This window comes from Allobosea sp. GW821-FHT09G06, assembly GCF_059416005.1.
The window spans coordinates 909,406-928,414 of sequence record NZ_JBWKOI010000001.1 but is presented as its reverse complement, the minus strand read 5'-3'; the positions used below and the strand labels follow the sequence as shown (position 1 = coordinate 928,414).

Here is a 19,009-nt window from a genome sequence, read left to right as displayed (position 1 = left end):
CCCGCTCACCCTCGAAGGCCCATGGTTCGCGTCGCGTTGCCGCTTCTTGCCGTTTGCCTGGCCGCCTCTGCCGCTACCGCGCAGACCCGGTCCCTCTCCGGCAGTGTCTCCAGCTACGCTCCCGCCACCGAACCGCCCGCCCCTGCCTGGGAAGCCCGCGTCGGCGCCGGCCTCGCCAATCCCGGCGGCCGGGAGAGCGGCCTGCCGAACCTGAGCGCCGACCTGCTGTCGCCGCGCCTCATTCCCCTGAGCGACCGCATCGCCGCAGCCTTCATCCCGCGTTTCAACATGGGCGCGAGCGTCAATCTCAACGGCACGCGCTATGCCTATGCCGGCGCAACCTGGACCTTCGACGTGACGCGCGACGTCTTCGTCGAGGCGAGCTTCGGCGCCGCGCTGAACGACGGCAAGACCGGCCTTGTCATCCCGGAGAATCGCCTCGCGGTCGGCTGCAACACCGGCACGCGCGAGGCCGCCGCGCTCGGCTTCCGGCTCTCGGACCGCTGGAGCCTCGTCACCACGCTCGAGCATTTCAGCACTGTCGGTTGCTCCGACAAGCCCGGCACGGGCAATCGCGGCCCCGCCAATATCGGCGCGCGGCTCGGCTATACTTTCTGACGCCCAGCCTCGCCGGAAACGCGCTTCCGTCCGGCCCGGGCCGCGCTATAAGCGTGGCATGGTCAAGCTCAACCGCATCTACACGCGCACCGGCGACAACGGCACGACCGGGCTGACGAGCGGCCCGCGCCGTCCGAAATTCGACCTCCGCGTCGCCGCCTACGGCACCGTCGATGAGACCAATGCCTGCGTCGGCCTTTCTCGCCTCCATGCGGCAACGGAAGATGCTCTGATCGATGCCATGCTCGGCCGCATCAGCAACGACCTCTTCGATCTTGGCGCCGATCTCTCGACGCCCGAGACCGACAAGCCTCTCGCCTTCGAGCCCTTGCGCATCGTCCAGGCCCAGGTCGACCGGATCGAGGCCGAGATCGATGAGCTGAATGCCGATCTCGCCCCCTTGCGCTCCTTCGTGCTGCCCGGCGGCACGCCGGCCGCGACCCATCTCCATCTCGCCCGCACCGTCAGCCGCCGCGCCGAGCGCCTGATGACCGAGCTCGCGGCGACAGAGGGCGAAACGGTCGCCCCGCCAGCCCTCAAATACATCAACCGCCTCTCGGACTTCCTGTTCGTCGCCTCCCGCTACCTCAATGCCAAGGCAGCCGGCGACGTGCTCTGGGTGCCCGGCGGGAATCGCTGAGTTCAGCCATGTTCGTCCCCCTGCATGACGGCGTGCCGCTGCGCTTCATGCGAACGCCCTACATCACCTATGGGCTGATCGGCGCCAGCCTCGCCTTGCAGCTCGTGTTGCAGCTCTGGCCCGGCCAGGACGCGGAGCTGGCGATCATGGCCGGCTTCGGCATGATTCCCTCCGTGCTGTTCGGGACGGCGCAATTGCCGGAAGGCCTCGCCCATGTCCCGGCCTGGGCAACGCTGTTCAGCAATATCCTGCTGCACGCCAATGTCGCGCATCTCGTCGGGAACATGCTGTTCCTCTGGGTCTTCGGCGACAATGTCGAGGATGCGATGGGCCATGCCCGCTTCCTCGCCTTCTTCTTCCTCTGCGGCCTCGGCGGCTCGCTCTTCCATGCCGGGCTGTACCCGGATTCGCAGCAGCCGCTGATCGGCGCGTCGGGTGCCATCTCCGGCGTTATCGCCTCCTATCTGATGATCTATCCGCAGGTCCGGATCTGGGGCCTCGCCTTCAACTGGATTCCGATCCACATCCCGGCACTCTATGCGCTCGGCGGCTGGATCCTGCTGCAGGCGGCTTCCGCGCTGCTCGGCGCCGACGGCAATGTCGGCTGGTGGGCCCATCTCGGCGGGCTGGCGACGGGCGCCGCGCTGACCCCGCTCTTCGTGCACCGCAGCATCGCCCTGTTCGGGCGCAAGCCCGCCCGTGGCTGAAGCCGCGCTGTTTTGCCCCCGAGTCGGGCCCGGACGGACGTTGACAAGCGCAAACGGGCGTCGCTACGGTCCCAGCGCATTCCAGCCGAGGGCCGCGATGCCGCTGTCCTGCCGTCAGGCACGGTGCGGCGCGAGGCTCATCTCTTCTGAACGGTGATCTGGCGATGAAGATCTTGGTGCCCGTCAAGCGGGTGGTTGATTACAACGTGAAGATCCGCGTGAAGGCGGACGGTTCCGGCGTCGAGCTCGCCAATGTGAAGATGTCGATGAATCCGTTCGACGAGATCGCGGTCGAAGAGGCGCTGCGCCTCAAGGAAGCCGGCAAGGCGACCGAGGTGGTCGTGGTCTCGATCGGCCCGGCTCAGGCGGCCGAGACGATCCGCACCGGCCTCGCCATGGGCGCCGATCGCGGCATCCTCGTGAAGGTCGACGGTATCGTCGAGCCGCTCGCCGTCGCCAAGCTCCTCAAGAAGGTCGTCGAGCAGGAAGGCCCCGGCCTCGTCATCCTCGGCAAGCAGGCGATCGACGACGATTGCAACCAGACCGGCCAGATGCTCGCCGCCCTGCTCGGCTGGGGCCAGGGCACGTTTGCTTCGAAGGTGGAGCTTGGCGCGGACAGCGTCGACGTCACCCGCGAGGTCGATGGCGGCCTGCAGACGGTTTCGCTCAAGCTCCCGGCGATCGTCACCACCGATCTGCGTCTCAACGAGCCGCGCTATGCCTCGCTGCCGAACATCATGAAGGCGAAGAAGAAGCCGCTTGACGAGACCTCGACCGAGACGCTCGGCGTCGATGTCGCCCCGCGCCTCAAGGTTCTGAAGACGGTCGAGCCCGCCGGCCGTTCCGCCGGCGTCAAGGTGGCCAACGCCGCCGAACTCGTCTCCAAGCTCAAGACCGCCGGGGTGATCTGATGACCACGCTGCTGATCGCCGAACACGACAACGCTTCCGTCAAGGACGCCACCGCCAAGGCGCTGACCGCCGCCGCCAAGCTCGGCGGCCCGGTCCACATCCTCGTCGCCGGCCAGGGTTCGAAGGCCGCGGCCGATGCCGCCGCCAAACTCGCCGGCGTCGAGAAGGTGCTGCTCGCCGATGACGCGGCTTACGGCCATGCCCTGGCCGAGCCGCTGGCGGCGCTGATCGTCAAGCTCGCGGGCAATTACGACGCCATCGTCGCGCCCTCGACCACCACCGGCAAGAACGTGCTGCCGCGCGTCGCAGCCCTCCTCGACGTGATGCAGGTCTCCGATGTCAGCGCGATCGTCTCGCCCGACACCTTCGAGCGCCCGGTCTATGCCGGCAACGCCATCCAGACCGTGCAGTCGACCGACGCCAAGAAGCTCCTGACCATCCGCACCGCCTCCTTCGCGGCGGCGGGCGAAGGCGGCTCGGCCGCGGTCGAGAGCGTCTCGGCGGCCGAGAACCCCGGCAACTCGTCCTTCAAGGGCGAGGAGGTCGCGAAGTCGGACCGTCCGGAGCTGGCTTCGGCCAAGATCATCATCTCGGGCGGCCGCGCGCTGGCGTCCGCCGAGAATTTCGGCAAGGTGATCGAGCCCGTCGCCGACAAGCTCGGCGCCGCCATGGGCGCCTCGCGCGCCGCGGTCGATGCCGGCTATGCCCCGAACGACTGGCAGGTCGGCCAGACCGGCAAGGTCGTCGCCCCCGAGCTCTACATCGCCGTCGGCATCTCCGGCGCGATCCAGCATCTCGCCGGCATGAAGGACTCGAAGGTCATCGTCGCCATCAACAAGGACGAGGAAGCGCCGATCTTCCAGATCGCCGATTACGGCCTCGTCGGCGACCTCTTCACCATCCTGCCCGAGCTCGACGCCGAACTCGCCAAAGCCGGCAAGTAAGGCCGGCGCTACCGCTTCCGGGCCGCCTCAGGGCGGCCCGTTCCGCTCCTGCGGGAGCCTGAAAAGTTCATCCGGGATCAAACCATGTCGGACCACGCGATCAAGACGATCGGCATCATCGGGGCAGGCCAGATGGGCAACGGCATCGCCCATGTCGCGGCCGCCGCCGGCTTCGACATCCGGCTGCACGACATCGCCGAGGAGCGGATCAACGCCGCGCTCGCCACGATCGACGGCAACATGGCCCGCCAGGTCTCGAAGGGCGCGCTCGCGGACGAGGAACGCCGCGCCGCGATCGCCCGCATCCAGCCCGCCGTCGGCCTTGCTGATCTCGGTGCTTGCGATCTCGTCATCGAGGCCGCCACCGAGAACGAGGAGGTCAAGCGCAAGATCTTCACGGCGGTCTGTCCGCATCTGCGTCCGGACGCGATCCTCGCCTCCAACACCTCCTCGATCTCGATCACGCGCCTTGCGGCCGCGACCGATCGTCCCGAGCATTTCATCGGCATCCATTTCATGAACCCGGTCCCGCTGATGCAGCTCGTCGAGCTGATCCGCGGCATCGCCACCGATGACGGCACCTTTGAGCGCGCCAAGAACCTCGTCGGCAGCCTGCACAAGACCGTCTCGGTCTCCGAGGATTTCCCCGCCTTCATCGTCAACCGCATCCTGCTGCCGATGATCAACGAGGCCGTCTACACGCTCTATGAAGGTGTCGGCTCGGTCGAGGCGATCGACACCGCCATGCGGCTCGGCGCCAACCATCCGATGGGCCCGCTCCAGCTCGCCGACTTCATCGGCCTCGATACCTGCCTCTCGGTGATGCAGGTGCTCCATGACGGCCTGGCCGATTCGAAGTACCGCCCCTGCCCGCTGCTGGTGAAATATGTCGAGGCCGGCTGGCTCGGCCGCAAGACCAAGCGTGGCTTCTACGACTATCGCGGCGAGAAGCCCGTCCCGACCCGCTGACGCAACCGGCTGGTCGCTCGCAAGCTGCGAAAACCCGGCCGGGTTTCACCACAACCCACCGTTTCACCGCCGCGGACGAGGATGATCCTCGTCCGCGCGCAGATGCTTGCCGCAGTCGCAATAAGTTCCTTCACATTCCTGTCGTCTCGCGCTTACATTGATCCTTGAGCGGGATTCGTCCCGCTCGACGAAGCGGAGGTGCGACGGGTTTGACGGCGCATGTGATGCATCCAATGGCATCGCCGGACGGTTGTCCGGCTTTGGTGCTGAACGCCGATTTCCGGCCGCTCAGCTACTATCCCCTATCGCTGTGGAGCTGGCAGGACGCGATCAAGGCGGTCTTCATGGACCGCGTCAACATCGTCTCCGAATACGACACCGTCGTCCGCAGCCCGAGCTTCGACATGCGGCTGCCCTCGGTGGTCTCGCTCAAGAGCTATATCAAGCCCTCGCGCACACCGGCCTTCACCCGCTTCAACGTCTTCCTGCGCGACCGCTTCGCCTGCCAGTACTGCAATACGCGCGAGGAACTGACCTTCGACCACGTCATCCCGCGCTCCAAGGGCGGCCTGACCACCTGGGAGAACGTCGTCGCCGCCTGCTCGCCCTGCAACCTGCGCAAGGGCGACAAGATGCCGGCCGCGGTCGAGATGTTCCCGGCCCAGAAGCCCTATGCGCCGACGGTCAACGACCTCCACCGCAACGGCAAGCTCTTCCCGCCGAACTATCTCCACGAGAGCTGGCTGGACTATCTCTACTGGGATTCCGAGCTGGAGCCGTAAGGCTTACGCCGCCGCTTTTGTTGCGCACCCCATAAGAGCGCCATTCTCCCTATAAGAGCGTTCTATTCCACCCCAAAAGTTCGTAACCCGCTGGGTGTCCGTAAACGTCTTGGCGACGCGGCATTGCTTTGCTCGAACGGAACGCTGCGCGCTGGCTGGGAACCGCGAGGATCATGTGCGCCGGTCGGACGGCTTGCGATGCGTCAGCAACATCCAGGCGCGAAGATCGAAAAGGGCGATCGCCGTGGCGCCGATGGCGAGCGCGCAGAGCACTAGCTTGGAGACGCTTCCCATCGTCCCTTCGATCAGCAGCGCGTGAACGACCCCGCCGAGCACGACCAACACGACGAGCCCGGTATGGCCGAGACGCCAGAGCCGCGGCTTGATGCGCAGGGGTCGGCGCAGCGCGGCGAGCAGCGCCGCGGCGAAGGCGGCCCACATGGCAACCACTCCCCAAGCCGAAAAGGGGGTCGGGGAGTCGAAGAGCAGCGCGTCGATGACGTCGGGCGGGCTAGTCAGCCACAGCCCGGCGACGTGGATGATGATCGCCCCGACAAGCGCAGCTCCGACCCAGCGATGCATTTGACGACCGCGCGGGACCGTGAGCCCCGGCAGGTATCCGGCCGCGAGTAGGGGTTGCAGCAGAACGAGCGCCAGGGCCAAGAGCCCGGCGAAACCGGCCATGACATAGGTCGGCCCTCGCCAGGCGAGCAGCGGACTCTGTGCAGCGACGGCGAACGAAACAACAATCGCGCCCGCGACCACGGCCCAGATCAGGGCCGCTCTCATCCGTGCCATCCGTTTCACGCCGGCTGGAGCACGAAGTCGGCCTTCAGGCTCTTGTCTCGGGAACTCGGCATCACCGGGCGCAGGAACACGGTCTTGAAAGCGGCATCGTCATAGGCGAGATGGCCGTGCGCCTGCCCGAAGGCCGGGATTATCTGCGGCATATCGAGCCGGAAGACGCCATTGGCGTCGGTCAGCGTCGCGCCGTGGCTTCGCGCATCAGTCTCGTAGCCCTCCGTGGTATGGGCCCAGATCTGGATGCGGATCCCCGGCAGCGGCGAGCCGTCTCCGGCACGGCGCACCGTCCCGGACATCCAGAAGCCGCCATTGCCGATGCGCTGGACGATCGGCGCCCCCGGACGGTAATTGTTCTCACCGCCCCGCATCGAGCCCGTCGGCGCCAATCCCTGCGCGCGAGCGGGCTGAATGATCGCCGGCGCTCCCTCGGTCAGCGCCGCCGCGCCGAAGACGGCCCCGGTGGCGAGGAGGCCGCGACGGGTCATTGAAATGGGCAGCATCGCTTGCTCCATGGGACTAGATGCCCGTCGGCCAGACGCCGCGAGCCTCAGATCATACGCAACCATACTAAGCTATCCGACGAAATTTCGTCGGCGAGCGCACTACACGGCATCGTGACGACTTCGCCAACGGAGGCCCTTACCTCCGGCGCTTAGCACGGCATGGCCGCGCCATGTGATGCGCATCCACCTCGGCGTCACCGAGGCAGCGGCCATGGGCCGGGCCGTCGCCTCGGCGCCAAGTGCGGACATCGGCAAGCGACCTAGAACCGGACATTCGAAGTTGAGCGAAATGGGGAAGCGCCTAACGGAATTGCCTGACCGCACGGCCACGCGTTCGTTCGCTTCGCCGCTCAATCTTCGCCGAAGCTTCGCGTCATGAGCCGGTTCAGCCTTTCGGCAAATGCGCTTGCATCTATCGGGCGATCGCCGTCAAGGACGCGCGCGGTATCCAGGAGCAGATGGGCGACGTCGCTACGCAACGCATCATCTTCGACAGATGCGAGGGCTGAGACCATCGCATGGCGCGGGTTGACCTCGAGGATCGGCTTGGCAGCACTTTCCACGCGCCCCGCGGCGCTGAGCAGACGTTCGAACTGCCGATCCGGCCCTTTGTCTGATGCAACAAGGCAGACCGCGCTCTCGGTCAGCCGATCTGAGGATCGGACATCCGCAACCTCTTCGGCCAGAATCTCCTTCATCGATACAAGTAGAGCGCCGACCTTCTCGCTCGCTTCCACCGACGGAGGCGCCTCGCCATCAAGCAGCGGGATGAGACCGAGATCGGCCGCCCCTTGCGTCACCGACTTGAACGGCTTGCCTTCGAAATCCGGGGCTGCCGATGCCCAGAAGCTGTCGATCGGATCCGACAGCAGCAGCACCTCGATGCCGCGCGCCCGAAAACCTTCGAGCTGCGGGGAGTTGGCGATCCGGGAGGCATCGTCGCCGGCGATGTAGTAGATCGCGGTCTGGTTGTCCTTGAGCGCGCCGATATAGTCCTTGAGGCTGCGCCACCCATCGCTGGAGGCCGTGGTTCGGAAGCGAGCGAGGCCGAGCAGTTGCTCCCGGCGCGCGAAATCCTCGTACAGCCCTTCCTTGATGACGACGCCGAAATTTTCCCAGATCATCCGGAACGTGTCCGGATCCTGTTCGGCCAGTTTCGCGAGATCGGAAAGGATGCGGTTGGTGACGCCCTTCTTGATCGCCCCGAGCAGCGGGCTGTCCTGGATCATCTCGCGAGAGACGTTGAGCGGCAGGTCGGCGGTGTCGACGATGCCGCGGACGAAGCGCAGGTAACGCGGGAGGAGCTCAGCCTCGTCCGTGATGAAGACGCGCTTCACATAAAGCTTGATCCGCCCCTTGCGATCGGCGTCGAAGAGATCGAACGGACGCGCGCCCGGGACGAAGGCGAGCGCGGTATATTCGTGCAGGCCTTCGGCGCGAAAATGGATCGTGGACGTCGGCTCGTCATATTGTCCCGCAACGCTGCGGTAGAAATCGGCGTATTCGTCCTTCGTGATCTCGCTCTTCGGCCTCGTCCAGAGCGCGGCTCCGTCGGAGAGGGCGACCGCATCGGCGCCCGGCTCCGTGATCAGAGAGATCGGGACCGGTACATGGCCGGACTGTTCCTTGACGATGCGCTCCAGCGTCCAGCGCTCGGCATAGGACCTGGCCTCCTCCATCAGGTGCAACGTCACGCGCGTGCCGCGTGCCGGCGCTTCGTCCAGCGCTGCAGGCGCCACCGTGAACTCGCCTTTGCCGTCCGACGACCAGGTCCAGGCTTCCGGGTTACCGGCGCGACGGCTGACGACTTCGACCTTTTCAGCGACCATGAAGGCGGAGTAGAAGCCGACGCCGAACTGGCCGATGAGTTGCGCGCCGTCCTTGCCATCGGCGCCTGCTACCCGCTCCATGAAGCTGCGCGTGCCGGAGCGGGCGATCGTGCCGAGAGCCTCTATCATCTCGTCATGGCTCATACCGATGCCGTTGTCGGCAATGGTCAGCCTGCCGGCCTCCGGATCGGCCGAGATGGTGATCGCGAGCTTCGGGTCATCCCCCAGGAGTTCGGGGGTGCCGATTGCTTCGTAGCGCAGCTTCTCGCACGCGTCGGCCGCGTTCGAAATCAGCTCGCGCAGGAAAACGTCCCTGTCCGAGTAAACTGAATGCACCATCATGTGCAGAAGGCGGGAGACGTCGGCTTCGAAGCTGCGATGCTCGGCTGTGGCGGTCGTTGTCATTCGGATTTCTCGAATAGATTGGCGGCGGGGAGACGCTGGCAGAGTGCGATATCGCGCGGGCCCGCGGCGAGCCAGCCTGTTTGCTGACGGCCGGGGACTATAGAGAGCCGCGCTCACCCGCTCCCGGACGTTTGTCGGTTGGATAGCGTCCTGATTAGAGCAAGTATGGCGTTCAGGCGCGCGGTCGCGAACTCGCCGGCGCCGGGCAACTGAGCCTCGATGTGAGCGGCGACGGTCTGCCACGTTGCCGATCCATCCCGCGTCATGACGGCCAGAAGATTATCCTTGAGCCCGTATGTTGCGCTCTCGGCGTTCGTAATGAGGGCCTTGAAGCGGTCGGACGGTGAGATGTCCTTAGGTTCCTGTGTGCCGTCGGTCATGTCGGTCTGACGCGATTGAGAGAATGCAGGGGCTTTCACGGAGCCTTTCGCCTAGGCCTTCTCGCGAAACCGGTCGATCGCACGCTGTGCGAGATCATCCTCGTCGAGCGCCAGCGGAACCAGCGAAGCCACGATATAGGCGAGGTTGTTTCGCTCCAGTTCGTCGGATTCAGACGGAAACGACGGCTTGAGTTCCGCCCATGCCCTTTCAAGAGCAGCTTCGGCACGGGCCAAATCGATGGGATCGGTCAATGATGAGAAGGGCATTGTTTCCCCTCGGTATGCCTAGGAGGTCACCGCGTTGAGAGGGGGCGCCGCGGCAATCGCGGCGCCCCCGGTGCTCAATAGTCCATGCCGCCGGCGGACATGGCCGGCGCCGGGTCCTTCTTCGGCGCCTCGGCGATCATCGCCTCGGTGGTGATCAGCAGGCCCGCGACCGACGCCGCGTCCTGGATTGCCGTGCGCACGACCTTGGTCGGGTCGATGATGCCGGCCTTGACCAGATCGCCGTACTCGCCGGTCTGGGCATCGTAGCCCCAGGCGTAGTCCTGCGACTCCAGCAGCTTGCCGACCACGACCGCGCCGTCGCCGCCCGCGTTCTCGACGATCTGGCGGGCAGGCGCGGTGATCGCCTTGCGGACGATCTCGACGCCGGTCTTCTGGTCGTCATTGCCGGGCACCAGCCCTTCGAGCGCCTTGACCGCGCGCAGCAGGGCGACGCCGCCGCCCGGCAGGATGCCTTCCTCGACCGCTGCGCGGGTGGCGTTCAGGGCATCGTCGACGCGGTCCTTCTTCTCCTTGACCTCGACCTCCGTCGCCCCACCGACGCGGATCACCGCGACGCCGCCAGCGAGCTTGGCCAGACGCTCCTGCAGCTTCTCGCGGTCGTAATCCGAGGTGGTTTCCTCGATCTGCGCCTTGATCTGCGCGACCCGGGCGTCGATCTCGGCCTTCGCGCCAGCGCCGTCGACGATGGTGGTGTTCTCCTTCTCGATCCGGACCTTCTTGGCGCGGCCGAGCATGTCGAGCGTGACGGTTTCCAGCTTGATGCCGAGATCCTCGCTGATCGCGGTGCCGCCGGTCAGGATCGCGATGTCCTCCAGCATGGCCTTGCGGCGGTCGCCGAAGCCCGGAGCCTTGACGGCCGCGATCTTCAGGCCGCCACGGAGCTTGTTGACGACGAGCGTGGCGAGAGCCTCGCCCTCGACATCTTCCGCCACGATCAGCAGCGGCTTGCCAGTCTGGACAACCGCTTCAAGCAGCGGCAGCATCGCCTGGAGACCCGAGAGCTTCTTCTCGTGGATCAGGATGTAGGGATCTTCGAGCTCCGCGACCATCTTCTCGGTGTTGGTCACGAAATAGGGCGAGAGGTAGCCGCGATCGAACTGCATGCCCTCCACGACATCGAGCTCCGTCTCGGCCGTCTTGGCTTCCTCGACGGTGATGACGCCCTCGTTGCCGACCTTCTTCATCGCCTCGGCGATCATTTCGCCGATGGTGAGGTCGCCATTGGCCGAGATGGTGCCGACCTGCGCGACCTCCTCCGAGCCGGTGATCGTCTTGGAATGCTCGCCGAGCGACTTCGTCACCGCTTCGACGGCGAGATCGATGCCGCGCTTCAGGTCCATCGGATTGATGCCGGCGGCCACCGCCTTGGCGCCCTCGCGGACGATTGCCTGGGCGAGCACCGTCGCGGTCGTGGTGCCGTCACCGGCCGCATCGTTCTGCTTCGAGGCCACCTCGCGGACCATCTGGGCGCCCATGTTCTCGAACTTGTCGGAAAGCTCGATCTCCTTGGCGACGGTGACGCCATCCTTGGTGATGCGGGGCGCACCGAACGACTTCTCGATCACGACGTTGCGGCCCTTCGGACCCAGCGTGACCTTCACGGCATTGGCAAGCGTGTCGACGCCGCGCAGCATCCGCTCGCGCGCGTCCTGCGAAAACTTCACGTCCTTCGCAGCCATGATTCCTCACTCCTTCAGACTTGAGGTTTCAGGTTGATGATGTGGGATGAAGGCCCCGTTAGGCGGCCTTCTTGAGGGCGGCCGTCGTCTCGACGACGCCCATGATGTCGGTCTCCTTCATGATCAGGAGATCCTGGCCGTCGATCTTGACCTCGGTGCCGCTCCATTTGCCGAAGAGCACGCGGTCGCCGACCTTGACGTCGGGTGGCACGAGCTTTCCGGTCTCGTCGCGCGCGCCGGCGCCGACGGCGACGACCTCGCCCTCCTGCGGCTTTTCCTTGGCGGTGTCGGGAATGATGATCCCGCCCTTGGTCTTCTCCTCGGCGTCGATGCGCTTCACGACGACGCGGTCATGCAGTGGCCGAAACTTCATGAGTTCCTCCAGTTTCCATGTCGGTCACATGTCAAAGCGGGCCGGCCCTGTTCAGGTCTCGCGGCGAGGTTCCGCGCGCCCTGAGGCGCCGTGCCCGCGCGAAGATTTGGGTTGCCCCATTTTTGCCTTCAAGAGGTCGGCAGCACTTTTTTTGATCGAGTGCTAACAGGCTGAAAAGGCAGCACAATCGAACCTTCGGCTTGCCAAAGCGTTGGGAATCCGCTGCCATCGCCGCAGTGAAACCAGGGAGCTGAAAGGAATGGCTTCGACAGACTTCGCTCGCCAGATCGCCGGCTATGGATTGACCACCGCCGGCATCCTCTACCGCCTGCCCGATCACCCTTCGATCCTTCAGGAATATATCTGGCAGGATTACGATCTCGCTCCGCGCTTTCCCGAGCTCAACAAGTTCCTCGCCTTCTGGCAGGCCAAGCTCGACGGCAGGCTGTTCCGCATCACCGTTGCCCACAAGGACCTGATCGGGCCTGCTGACCTCAGCGCGGTCAGCGGCGAGTTCCGGCTCCAGTGACGTTGATGCTTCGGAGGGCTTGATCCGAGGAGAACACATCCCAAAATCATCGCAGCCGCCGACAGCTACAGCGCGCTCGACGCGGCGATCAACCAACCCGGATCCATGTTGCTTCCAGGAGGATATGGCTATGGCAACGTTGGCAATCGCTCCCCGCCGCGGGAGGACTGCATGATGACATCAGACGACTTCGAGAGGCCGGTCGTGATCCTGACCGGTCTTGGGCATCCGGCGGCGATCGCGTCTGCCATGGAGGCCTATATGTTCCTGGCCGACTGGCCGGCGAGCAGGCGCGATGCGGTCCACGGCTTCGCGCTGAAGGCCTGCCTGGCGGCGATCCGCGGCGAGATCGAAGCGGATACGGCGCGCGGCTTGTTCGCGTCCTGGGCGGAGAAGCATGATCTCCTTGCTCCCGACGTGGCCGCGTTCGCCCGCGGCCGCAAGGAAGGCTCGCGCGGCCACGCCTGACAAGGAGCCCGGCACCGCGGCGGCGGGGCCGGGCGACTTTTGAGGCGAAGGTGCCATTCAAAGGATAGGAATGTTTCGGAGCGAGAAAGTGCCGTCGTTTCGCTTGCCTCGCATCCGCCTGGACGTCAGCAAATGCGAGAAGAGATCCGTGGAGGCGCTCGCACAGAACGCTCCGAGCGGGACCGGTCGAGCCGCCAAGGCCCTCGGATGGGCCTGTGATGCGCGGACGTTATTGAGCACGGGAGCGATCTGGTGGCTGGTCTCGCCCCCGGGGAAGCGACAAACCTCTCTGCGCTATCTCGCCGTTTTCGCCACGACGACGATTCTCCACCACGCAATCAAAAGGTTTGTCGATCAGCAGCGTCCCGATCGCGTCATTCGGACCCCTGTAAGGCATCAATTGATCGGTAGGACGAGCGATGCGTTTCCCTCCGGGCACGCGATGCATGCCGGCGCCTTGGCATCGTTTCTGGCCGGTTCCGGGACCGGTTCGCCGCCATGGCTGTGGAGTGCCTTCGGCGCGTTGGCGCTGTCGCGTGTCCCTGCCCTGCCTCATTGGCCTTCAGGAGTCGCGGCTGGGTTTGCGGCCGGGGTCGTCGTCGAAAGACTATCGCGGCGTATTCATGCTCTGCGATGACCTCCGTCCCGAGCCGGTCCCGAAAAGGAACGGTCTATGGAAAATAAAATCGCACTGATTTCCTGTTCCGTGATTGCTGTGAAAGAATTTCCTTGCGTTTTTGAAAGTCATCCTATAAATATAAGTACATCGAGATTGCTTGGTTGGTTTTTGTTTTGCCGCGCTCCGAGCGTGGGTTCGATGATCCCCCCTTTCAAAATCGTTCTGAACTCTCCCGACATCCTGTCGGGGAGCGACAGAGTTTGCCAGAAGGAGGGTTATTCATGACCACCGGCACCGTGAAATGGTTCAATTCCACCAAGGGCTTCGGCTTCATCCAGCCCGACGATGGCGGTCAGGACGTGTTCGTTCATGTCTCCGCCGTCGAGCGGGCTGGCATGCGGGATCTCCGCGAAGGCCAGAAGATCGGGTTTGAGGTCGCTCGCGACAACAAGTCCGGGAAGATGGCGGCGGAGCAGCTCCAGGCTGCGTAATCAGGCGATGTGTCAACGGCGACCACGGATGTACTGGCGCCTTGACCATAGCCATCGGAAAGGCCGGGCTCATGCTCGGCCTTTTTTGCTTTCAGCCTACTTGCGCTGAACATCCAGTGCTCGACGAGAACGCAAGGAGAAGCGGCATGCTTCAACAATCCAAGCAGCGCATGACGGCGGACAATCAATTCCTCAAGCTTCAGATCAAGTCCCTGGCGAGAGGTCGGATGACATCGGAGATGGACAGCATCATCCAACAGCGCGCCGAGAACACAGCCCGTCTGCGGGGCCTTCGGCTTGCGAAGGAGGCACAAGACCAGGCCATGGCTCTCGCGTTGCCGCCGGTCAAAGCCAAGGGCGCGAAGGTGTCTAAAATCTCCGCATAGTCGCCCGGAACTCGGCTCGCCGGCCGTGTGTTGCGGTCTCACCGGTTCAGGTGAGAGGACATCCATGGACATTCGCGTCGGCTACCGGATCGAGATCGGTACGATCCAGCTACTCCGGGCATCTTGCTGCTCGACCCGCATCTGAGCCGACAGCCGGATTTCGTGACTGGACCCAACGCGCGGGCCGCCTCCGTCGTCGACGGAAGCGATGTGCCCATGGAGGAGTACACGGACGGCTTCGGCAATCTCTGTCGCAGGCTCGTCATTCCCGCAGGCGGGGTCATCCTCACCAACGACATGGTCGTGCGCGACTCCGGCATGCCCGATCAGTTCGATCAGGCGGCGGTTGAAATATGGCCCGCCGATCTGCCTTCTGAAGTGATAGAATACATGCTGCCAAGCCGCTATTGCGAGGTCGACGAGCTGTCGACCACGGCCTGGAATCTGTTCGGGAGTTTCGCGCCGGGCTGGAACAGGGTTCAGCAGATCTGCAATTACGTGAATGCACAGATCCGCTTCGACTATCAGTGCGCCCGCAGCACGAGAACAGCCGCCCAGGCCATCAGCGAGCGCGTCGGCGTCTGCCGCGACTTCACGCATCTGGCCATCGCATTGTGCCGGGCGATGAACATTCCGGCGCGCTACTGCAACGGCTTCCTCGGCGATATCGGGGTTCCCCCCGATCCGGCGCCCATGGATTACAACGCCTGGTTCGAGGCTTATCTCGGCGGGTCGTGGTGGACTTTCGACGCCCGCCACAACGTGCCACGCATCGGTCGCATCCTCGTGGCGCGAGGGCGCGACGCAGCCGACATCCCGATGGTCCATACCTTCGGCCCGCATGTGCTGAACCGCTTCGAGGTGATCACTCAAGAGGTGCCTGTGGACTGATCGGATTGCGCGACCCAGAGGGCCGTTCCAGTCACGCGGATGCCGAATGAGAAACTGTTGACACGAGCAAACTGGCAGCCGATGCCAGCCCCATGATGACCGGTCAAATTCGCGACGTTTCCCTCACGCCCGAGCTCGACGATTTCATATCCGAGCAAGTGGCCTCTGGCGGCTATGCCGACGCAAGCGCGGTCGTCCGCGCAGCCTTGAAAGCCCTCCGGGATAAGCCTCACCCTTGGACGCCGAAGGAACGAGCGGCGTGGCCGGTGGCCGGGGGGGAATGCGGTGCGTTGATCCGCGAGCGTGACTGGGCCGCGACCAGCCTCGGCGCAGTCGACACCTGGCCTGTCGAAATGCGCGCGACGATAGCCAATATCGTGAATTCCCCCGTTGCCAAGGTGCTGATGTGGGGGCCCGATCACATCATGCTCTACAACGATGCCTACAGGACGATTGCCGGGGAGCGTCATCCTTCGGCTCTCGGCAGCCCGGTCGCGACGGCCTTTCCGGAAGTCTGGGACTGGAATCGTCCCATTCTGGAAGCCGGCCTGCGCGGCGAAACCGTCTCCTATCGCGACCAACCCATCGAATTCGACAGGCCAGACGGCAGGAAAACGCTTTATCTCGACCTGTTCTATACGCCGGTCTACGAAGCCGATGGCGGCGTCGGCGGCGTCATGTGTACGATCGTCGACAACAGCGCACGTGTCGAGGCAGAACGGCGCGTCGCCGTCAGCGAAACCGAACTGCTCAGGGTTACGGACGCCCTGCCGATGCTGGTCTCCTATGTCGACCGGGAGCATGTCTATCGCTTCGCGAACATCGCCTATGAAACCTGGTTCGGGATGTCACCGACGAGCATGATCGGGCGACACGTCAGGGACATCATCGGCGATGCCCCTTATCAGGATCGCCGAGCCGATCTCGACCGTGGCCTTGCGGGTGAGCGCTTCACCGCCGAAACGACGATGCCGCACCGCGATGGCGTAACCCGGAGGCTCGAGGTTCGATATGTGCCGCGCGTCGAGCCGGACGGTTCGATTCCTGGCGTATACGTCCTAGGAATCGATGTGCAGGAGCGCGCCCTGCGCGAAGCTGCGCTGGCCCGGAGCAACAGCCGGTTTCGGACGGCGATGGACGCCGTGCACGGGGTATTGTGGACCAACAGTCCCGATGGCCGAATGGAGGGCGAGCAGCCGGGCTGGGCCGCGCTCACCGGTCAGGCCTATGAGGAGTACCAGGGCTTCGGTTGGGCGGAGGCGCTGCACCCAGATGACCGGTCCGGATCCGTCGAAAGCTGGAACGCGGCGGTCGCGGCGAAGAGCATGTACGTTCACGAGCACCGCGTGCGCCACAGAAATGGCAGCTGGCGCAACTTCGCAATCCGGGCCTTGCCCATGCTCGATACGACCGGCGAGATCGTCGAATGGGTCGGCGTCCATACCGACATCACGCACCAGCGGGCCGCCGAAGCAGCACTTCGCGCGCAGGCCGAGGATCTCTCCCGGCAGGTCCGGCATCGCGAGCGGGCTGAGGCGCAGCTGCGACAGCTCAACGATAATCTGGAGGCGCGCGTCATCGCAGAGATCGACGAGCGGCGCCAGGCTGAGGCCAAGCTCGCGCAAGCTCAGAAGATGGAGACGGTCGGCAAACTGACAGGTGGCGTCGCGCACGATTTCAACAACTTGCTTCAGGTCGTGGCTGGCAACCTGCAGCTTCTCGCCAAGGACATCGCCGGCAACGAGCGCGCCGAGCGACGCGTCACCAACGCGATGGCCGGCGTCTCCCGCGGGTCCAAGCTTGCCGCTCAGCTTCTCGCCTTCGGACGCCGTCAGGCGCTCGAACCGAAGGTCGTCAACGTCAGCCGCTTCGTTCGCGGCATGGACGATATGCTGCGCCGCGCGCTGGGCGAAGCGATCGAGATCGAGACCGTGGTCGGCGGCGGCTTGTGGAACACGTTCATCGACCCCGCCCAGATCGAGAACGCCTTGCTCAATCTCGCAATCAATGCCCGTGACGCGATGGAGGGCCAGGGCAAGCTCACCATCGAACTCGCCAACACCATGCTGGACGATGCCTATGTCCGCGCCCATGACGAGGTCACGGCAGGGCAGTATGTTATGCTCGCGGTCTCCGACACGGGCAGCGGCATGGCGCCCGAGATCATCGACAAGGTGTTCGAGCCGTTCTTCTCGACGAAGGGCGAGGGCAAGGGTTCGGGTCTCGGCCTCTCCATGGTCTATGGCTTCGTCAAGCAGTCGGGCGGCCATGTGAAAATCTATTCCGAAGTCGGCCATGGCACGACGATCAAACTCTATCTACCCCGCGCGTTGGAGAGCGAGGATGTAGAGGTCGCGGTCGATACCGGTCCCGTGGCGGGCGGAACCGAGACGGTGCTGGTGGTCGAGGACGACGAGGAGGTCCGCGCGACTGTCGTCGAGCTGCTCGCCGATCTGGGCTACCGCGTCCTCAAGGCCGTCGATGCCGCGAGCGCGCTGAATGTGATCGAGAGCGGCATTCCCATCGACATGCTCTTCACGGATGTGGTGATGCCCGGCACGTTGAAGAGCCCGGAGCTGGCGCGAAAGGCGCGCGAGCGCCTTCCGAACATCGCTGTGCTGTTCACCTCCGGCTACACCGAGAACTCGATCGTCCATGGGGGAAAGCTCGATACGGGCGTCGAGCTGCTTTCGAAGCCGTATACGCGCGAAGCGCTGGCGCGGAAGTTCCGGCATGTGCTTGCAAACCAGCAGCAACGTAACGCCGCCGCGGCGCACCAACGCCCTCAGGAGAGCGCTGCGGTTCCGGCGTCGACCCTTGCCGACGCACGACGTACCGTGCTGCTGGTCGAGGACGACGCGCTGATCCGGATGAACACCGCCGAAATCCTGGAGGATGGTGGGTATATCGTCGTCGATGCTGGGAGCGCGGAAGAAGCGATGGCGGCGCTGCAGACCGCTCCCGTCGACATTCTCGTGACCGACATCAACCTCCCGGGAGCATCGGGGACCGAGCTTGCCGCTCGTGCACGGGAGCTTCGGCCGCAGGTCGTCGTTGTCTTCGCGACCGGTGACGCCTCGACGGTCGGCAAGGATGATCAGGCGTCAATTCTCGTCAAGCCTTATGCCGAGCACACGTTGCTGTCGCTGCTGGGTACAGCTTCGTCCTCAGCACCTGCCCCGCGGGTCAACAAGACGGACGCCGATCAAGCGTAGCGGCCATCGGCCGCCTGTCGTGCGCAGTGGCGACACAAAAAAGCGAGCTACCTTTCGGTAGCTCGCTTTTTTGTGTCCAGTCGGTGGTGATCAAGCCTTATCGACGACCTTCTTCACCGCTTCCTTACCTTTGCCGAGCGCTTGCTGTGCCTCGCCCTTGCGCTCCTGAGCAATGCCCTCGGCCTGAAGGCCCGGCTTGTCCAGCGCCTTGCCAGCAGCCTGCTTGACATTGCCGGCGGCCTCATTGGCCAAACCCTTGCTCTTGTCCACGGTGCTGCCCATCGGAATATTCCCTGTAGACTGAGCTAGCCGCTCGATGACGGCTTCGACGGGCATAACAACTAGGTTTGGAACAGGTTCCGTTGCCTTGTTGGTCATCGAGGCAGCGTTGTCTCGTCGTATGAGCGCCTGCGGAACGTACCCTATGCTTCTTGCTCGGCGATACGAACGTCATTCAGGGCCGTAGCCTATGTCGAGGCAGCAGCGGGAAGCGCATGATCAGGCTCATGAATTCCTGCTCCAAAAGCCGCGCTGCCGTTTCGCCGGTTTGAGATGAAGAGAGAAATTCACTGCGCGGC

At 64.5% G+C, this 19,009-nt stretch carries 22 protein-coding genes; 14 read left to right on the top strand and 8 right to left on the bottom strand.

Annotated features, from left to right (window positions below):
* Window positions 1–21 precede the first annotated feature (21 nt).
* The 7 genes from AC07NY_RS04455 to AC07NY_RS04425 all read left to right on the top strand — a co-directional run bounded on the left by AC07NY_RS04455 (window position 22) and on the right by AC07NY_RS04425 (window position 5,571).
* Window positions 22–618 carry an acyloxyacyl hydrolase gene (locus AC07NY_RS04455; RefSeq protein WP_492285261.1) on the top strand — a complete coding sequence of 199 codons (597 nt, stop codon included), beginning with the start codon at window positions 22–24 and terminating at the stop codon, window positions 616–618.
* Between the two features lie 58 nt (window positions 619–676).
* Window positions 677–1,258 carry a cob(I)yrinic acid a,c-diamide adenosyltransferase gene (locus AC07NY_RS04450; RefSeq protein ID WP_494582098.1) on the top strand — a complete coding sequence of 194 codons (582 nt, stop codon included), beginning with the start codon at window positions 677–679 and terminating at the stop codon, window positions 1,256–1,258.
* 8 nt (window positions 1,259–1,266) lie between these two features.
* Window positions 1,267–1,965: a rhomboid family intramembrane serine protease gene (locus tag AC07NY_RS04445; RefSeq protein ID WP_494582096.1), complete on the top strand. Its 699-nt coding sequence runs from the start codon at window positions 1,267–1,269 to the stop codon at window positions 1,963–1,965.
* A 164-nt stretch (window positions 1,966–2,129) separates the two neighbouring features.
* Window positions 2,130–2,876 carry an electron transfer flavoprotein subunit beta/FixA family protein gene (locus tag AC07NY_RS04440; protein WP_494582094.1) on the top strand — a complete coding sequence of 249 codons (747 nt, stop codon included), beginning with the start codon at window positions 2,130–2,132 and terminating at the stop codon, window positions 2,874–2,876.
* Window positions 2,876–3,820, top strand: a complete 945-nt coding sequence (locus AC07NY_RS04435) for an electron transfer flavoprotein subunit alpha/FixB family protein (RefSeq protein ID WP_494582092.1) — start codon at window positions 2,876–2,878, stop codon at window positions 3,818–3,820. Before AC07NY_RS04440 ends, AC07NY_RS04435 begins: the two co-directional genes overlap by 1 nt.
* Window positions 3,821–3,904: 84 nt before the next feature.
* The gene (locus AC07NY_RS04430) at window positions 3,905–4,789 is read left to right on the top strand and encodes a 3-hydroxybutyryl-CoA dehydrogenase (protein WP_492285266.1); all 885 of its coding nucleotides are present in this window, start codon (window positions 3,905–3,907) and stop codon (window positions 4,787–4,789) included.
* A gap of 224 nt (window positions 4,790–5,013) precedes the next feature.
* The gene (locus tag AC07NY_RS04425; protein WP_173044100.1) at window positions 5,014–5,571 is read left to right on the top strand and encodes an HNH endonuclease; all 558 of its coding nucleotides are present in this window, start codon (window positions 5,014–5,016) and stop codon (window positions 5,569–5,571) included.
* A 171-nt stretch (window positions 5,572–5,742) separates the two neighbouring features.
* Here AC07NY_RS04425 and AC07NY_RS04420 read toward each other — a convergent pair whose 3' ends face one another.
* The 7 genes from AC07NY_RS04420 to groES form a co-directional block, all read right to left on the bottom strand.
* The gene (locus tag AC07NY_RS04420) at window positions 5,743–6,369 is read right to left on the bottom strand and encodes a ferric reductase-like transmembrane domain-containing protein (protein ID WP_494583682.1); all 627 of its coding nucleotides are present in this window, start codon (window positions 6,367–6,369) and stop codon (window positions 5,743–5,745) included.
* 5 nt (window positions 6,370–6,374) lie between these two features.
* Window positions 6,375–6,875: a twin-arginine translocation pathway signal gene (locus AC07NY_RS04415; RefSeq protein ID WP_494582090.1), complete on the bottom strand. Its 501-nt coding sequence runs from the start codon at window positions 6,873–6,875 to the stop codon at window positions 6,375–6,377.
* Between the two features lie 353 nt (window positions 6,876–7,228).
* Window positions 7,229–9,112 carry a molecular chaperone HtpG gene (gene htpG / locus AC07NY_RS04410; RefSeq protein ID WP_494583680.1) on the bottom strand — a complete coding sequence of 628 codons (1,884 nt, stop codon included), beginning with the start codon at window positions 9,110–9,112 and terminating at the stop codon, window positions 7,229–7,231.
* 113 nt (window positions 9,113–9,225) lie between these two features.
* Entirely contained in the window at window positions 9,226–9,492 is a 267-nt protein-coding gene (locus tag AC07NY_RS04405) for a hypothetical protein (protein WP_494582089.1), read from the bottom strand.
* Window positions 9,493–9,543: 51 nt separating this feature from the next.
* Entirely contained in the window at window positions 9,544–9,759 is a 216-nt protein-coding gene (locus AC07NY_RS04400; RefSeq protein WP_494582088.1) for a hypothetical protein, read from the bottom strand.
* 74 nt (window positions 9,760–9,833) lie between these two features.
* Window positions 9,834–11,459: a chaperonin GroEL gene (groL, locus tag AC07NY_RS04395; protein WP_494582087.1), complete on the bottom strand. Its 1,626-nt coding sequence runs from the start codon at window positions 11,457–11,459 to the stop codon at window positions 9,834–9,836.
* A 58-nt stretch (window positions 11,460–11,517) separates the two neighbouring features.
* On the bottom strand, window positions 11,518–11,832 hold the full coding sequence (gene groES / locus AC07NY_RS04390; protein ID WP_306224585.1) for a co-chaperone GroES: 315 nt from the start codon (window positions 11,830–11,832) through the stop codon (window positions 11,518–11,520).
* Between the two features lie 259 nt (window positions 11,833–12,091).
* On the opposite strand from groES, the gene AC07NY_RS04385 reads away from it, so the two are divergent.
* The 7 genes from AC07NY_RS04385 to AC07NY_RS04355 all read left to right on the top strand — a co-directional run bounded on the left by AC07NY_RS04385 (window position 12,092) and on the right by AC07NY_RS04355 (window position 18,431).
* Window positions 12,092–12,361: an usg protein gene (locus AC07NY_RS04385; protein ID WP_492285952.1), complete on the top strand. Its 270-nt coding sequence runs from the start codon at window positions 12,092–12,094 to the stop codon at window positions 12,359–12,361.
* A 174-nt stretch (window positions 12,362–12,535) separates the two neighbouring features.
* Window positions 12,536–12,829, top strand: a complete 294-nt coding sequence (locus tag AC07NY_RS04380; RefSeq protein WP_494583678.1) for a DUF982 domain-containing protein — start codon at window positions 12,536–12,538, stop codon at window positions 12,827–12,829.
* Window positions 12,830–12,899: 70 nt separating this feature from the next.
* Window positions 12,900–13,466 (top strand): phosphatase PAP2 family protein, encoded by a 567-nt coding sequence (locus AC07NY_RS04375; RefSeq protein WP_494582085.1) that lies wholly within the window; start codon window positions 12,900–12,902, stop codon window positions 13,464–13,466.
* Window positions 13,467–13,729: 263 nt separating this feature from the next.
* Entirely contained in the window at window positions 13,730–13,939 is a 210-nt protein-coding gene (locus AC07NY_RS04370; RefSeq protein ID WP_047576572.1) for a cold-shock protein, read from the top strand.
* A 41-nt stretch (window positions 13,940–13,980) separates the two neighbouring features.
* Window positions 13,981–14,325, top strand: a complete 345-nt coding sequence (locus AC07NY_RS04365) for a hypothetical protein (RefSeq protein ID WP_494582084.1) — start codon at window positions 13,981–13,983, stop codon at window positions 14,323–14,325.
* Between the two features lie 123 nt (window positions 14,326–14,448).
* Entirely contained in the window at window positions 14,449–15,216 is a 768-nt protein-coding gene (locus AC07NY_RS04360; protein WP_494582082.1) for a transglutaminase-like domain-containing protein, read from the top strand.
* A gap of 92 nt (window positions 15,217–15,308) precedes the next feature.
* Entirely contained in the window at window positions 15,309–18,431 is a 3,123-nt protein-coding gene (locus AC07NY_RS04355) for a hybrid sensor histidine kinase/response regulator (protein ID WP_494582080.1), read from the top strand.
* Window positions 18,432–18,521: 90 nt separating this feature from the next.
* Here the strand turns inward: AC07NY_RS04355 and AC07NY_RS04350 are convergent, their stop codons facing one another.
* Window positions 18,522–18,809 (bottom strand): CsbD family protein, encoded by a 288-nt coding sequence (locus AC07NY_RS04350; protein ID WP_494582078.1) that lies wholly within the window; start codon window positions 18,807–18,809, stop codon window positions 18,522–18,524.
* Window positions 18,810–19,009: the final 200 nt, after the last annotated feature.

Coding starts and splice junctions, on each gene's coding strand:
- groES (WP_306224585.1), bottom strand. CDS start 11,832: ATGAAGTTTCGGCCACTGCATGACCGCGTCGTCGTGAAGCGCATCGAC.
- AC07NY_RS04370 (WP_047576572.1), top strand. CDS start 13,730: ATGACCACCGGCACCGTGAAATGGTTCAATTCCACCAAGGGCTTCGGC.
- AC07NY_RS04400 (WP_494582088.1), bottom strand. CDS start 9,759: ATGCCCTTCTCATCATTGACCGATCCCATCGATTTGGCCCGTGCCGAA.
- AC07NY_RS04415 (WP_494582090.1), bottom strand. CDS start 6,875: ATGCTGCCCATTTCAATGACCCGTCGCGGCCTCCTCGCCACCGGGGCC.
- AC07NY_RS04375 (WP_494582085.1), top strand. CDS start 12,900: ATGTTTCGGAGCGAGAAAGTGCCGTCGTTTCGCTTGCCTCGCATCCGC.
- AC07NY_RS04355 (WP_494582080.1), top strand. CDS start 15,309: ATGATGACCGGTCAAATTCGCGACGTTTCCCTCACGCCCGAGCTCGAC.
- AC07NY_RS04425 (WP_173044100.1), top strand. CDS start 5,014: ATGCATCCAATGGCATCGCCGGACGGTTGTCCGGCTTTGGTGCTGAAC.
- AC07NY_RS04445 (WP_494582096.1), top strand. CDS start 1,267: ATGTTCGTCCCCCTGCATGACGGCGTGCCGCTGCGCTTCATGCGAACG.
- AC07NY_RS04435 (WP_494582092.1), top strand. CDS start 2,876: ATGACCACGCTGCTGATCGCCGAACACGACAACGCTTCCGTCAAGGAC.
- AC07NY_RS04350 (WP_494582078.1), bottom strand. CDS start 18,809: ATGACCAACAAGGCAACGGAACCTGTTCCAAACCTAGTTGTTATGCCC.
- AC07NY_RS04420 (WP_494583682.1), bottom strand. CDS start 6,369: ATGGCACGGATGAGAGCGGCCCTGATCTGGGCCGTGGTCGCGGGCGCG.
- AC07NY_RS04405 (WP_494582089.1), bottom strand. CDS start 9,492: ATGACCGACGGCACACAGGAACCTAAGGACATCTCACCGTCCGACCGC.
- AC07NY_RS04455 (WP_492285261.1), top strand. CDS start 22: ATGGTTCGCGTCGCGTTGCCGCTTCTTGCCGTTTGCCTGGCCGCCTCT.
- AC07NY_RS04440 (WP_494582094.1), top strand. CDS start 2,130: ATGAAGATCTTGGTGCCCGTCAAGCGGGTGGTTGATTACAACGTGAAG.
- AC07NY_RS04385 (WP_492285952.1), top strand. CDS start 12,092: ATGGCTTCGACAGACTTCGCTCGCCAGATCGCCGGCTATGGATTGACC.
- AC07NY_RS04380 (WP_494583678.1), top strand. CDS start 12,536: ATGACATCAGACGACTTCGAGAGGCCGGTCGTGATCCTGACCGGTCTT.
- htpG (WP_494583680.1), bottom strand. CDS start 9,112: ATGACAACGACCGCCACAGCCGAGCATCGCAGCTTCGAAGCCGACGTC.
- groL (WP_494582087.1), bottom strand. CDS start 11,459: ATGGCTGCGAAGGACGTGAAGTTTTCGCAGGACGCGCGCGAGCGGATG.
- AC07NY_RS04430 (WP_492285266.1), top strand. CDS start 3,905: ATGTCGGACCACGCGATCAAGACGATCGGCATCATCGGGGCAGGCCAG.
- AC07NY_RS04450 (WP_494582098.1), top strand. CDS start 677: ATGGTCAAGCTCAACCGCATCTACACGCGCACCGGCGACAACGGCACG.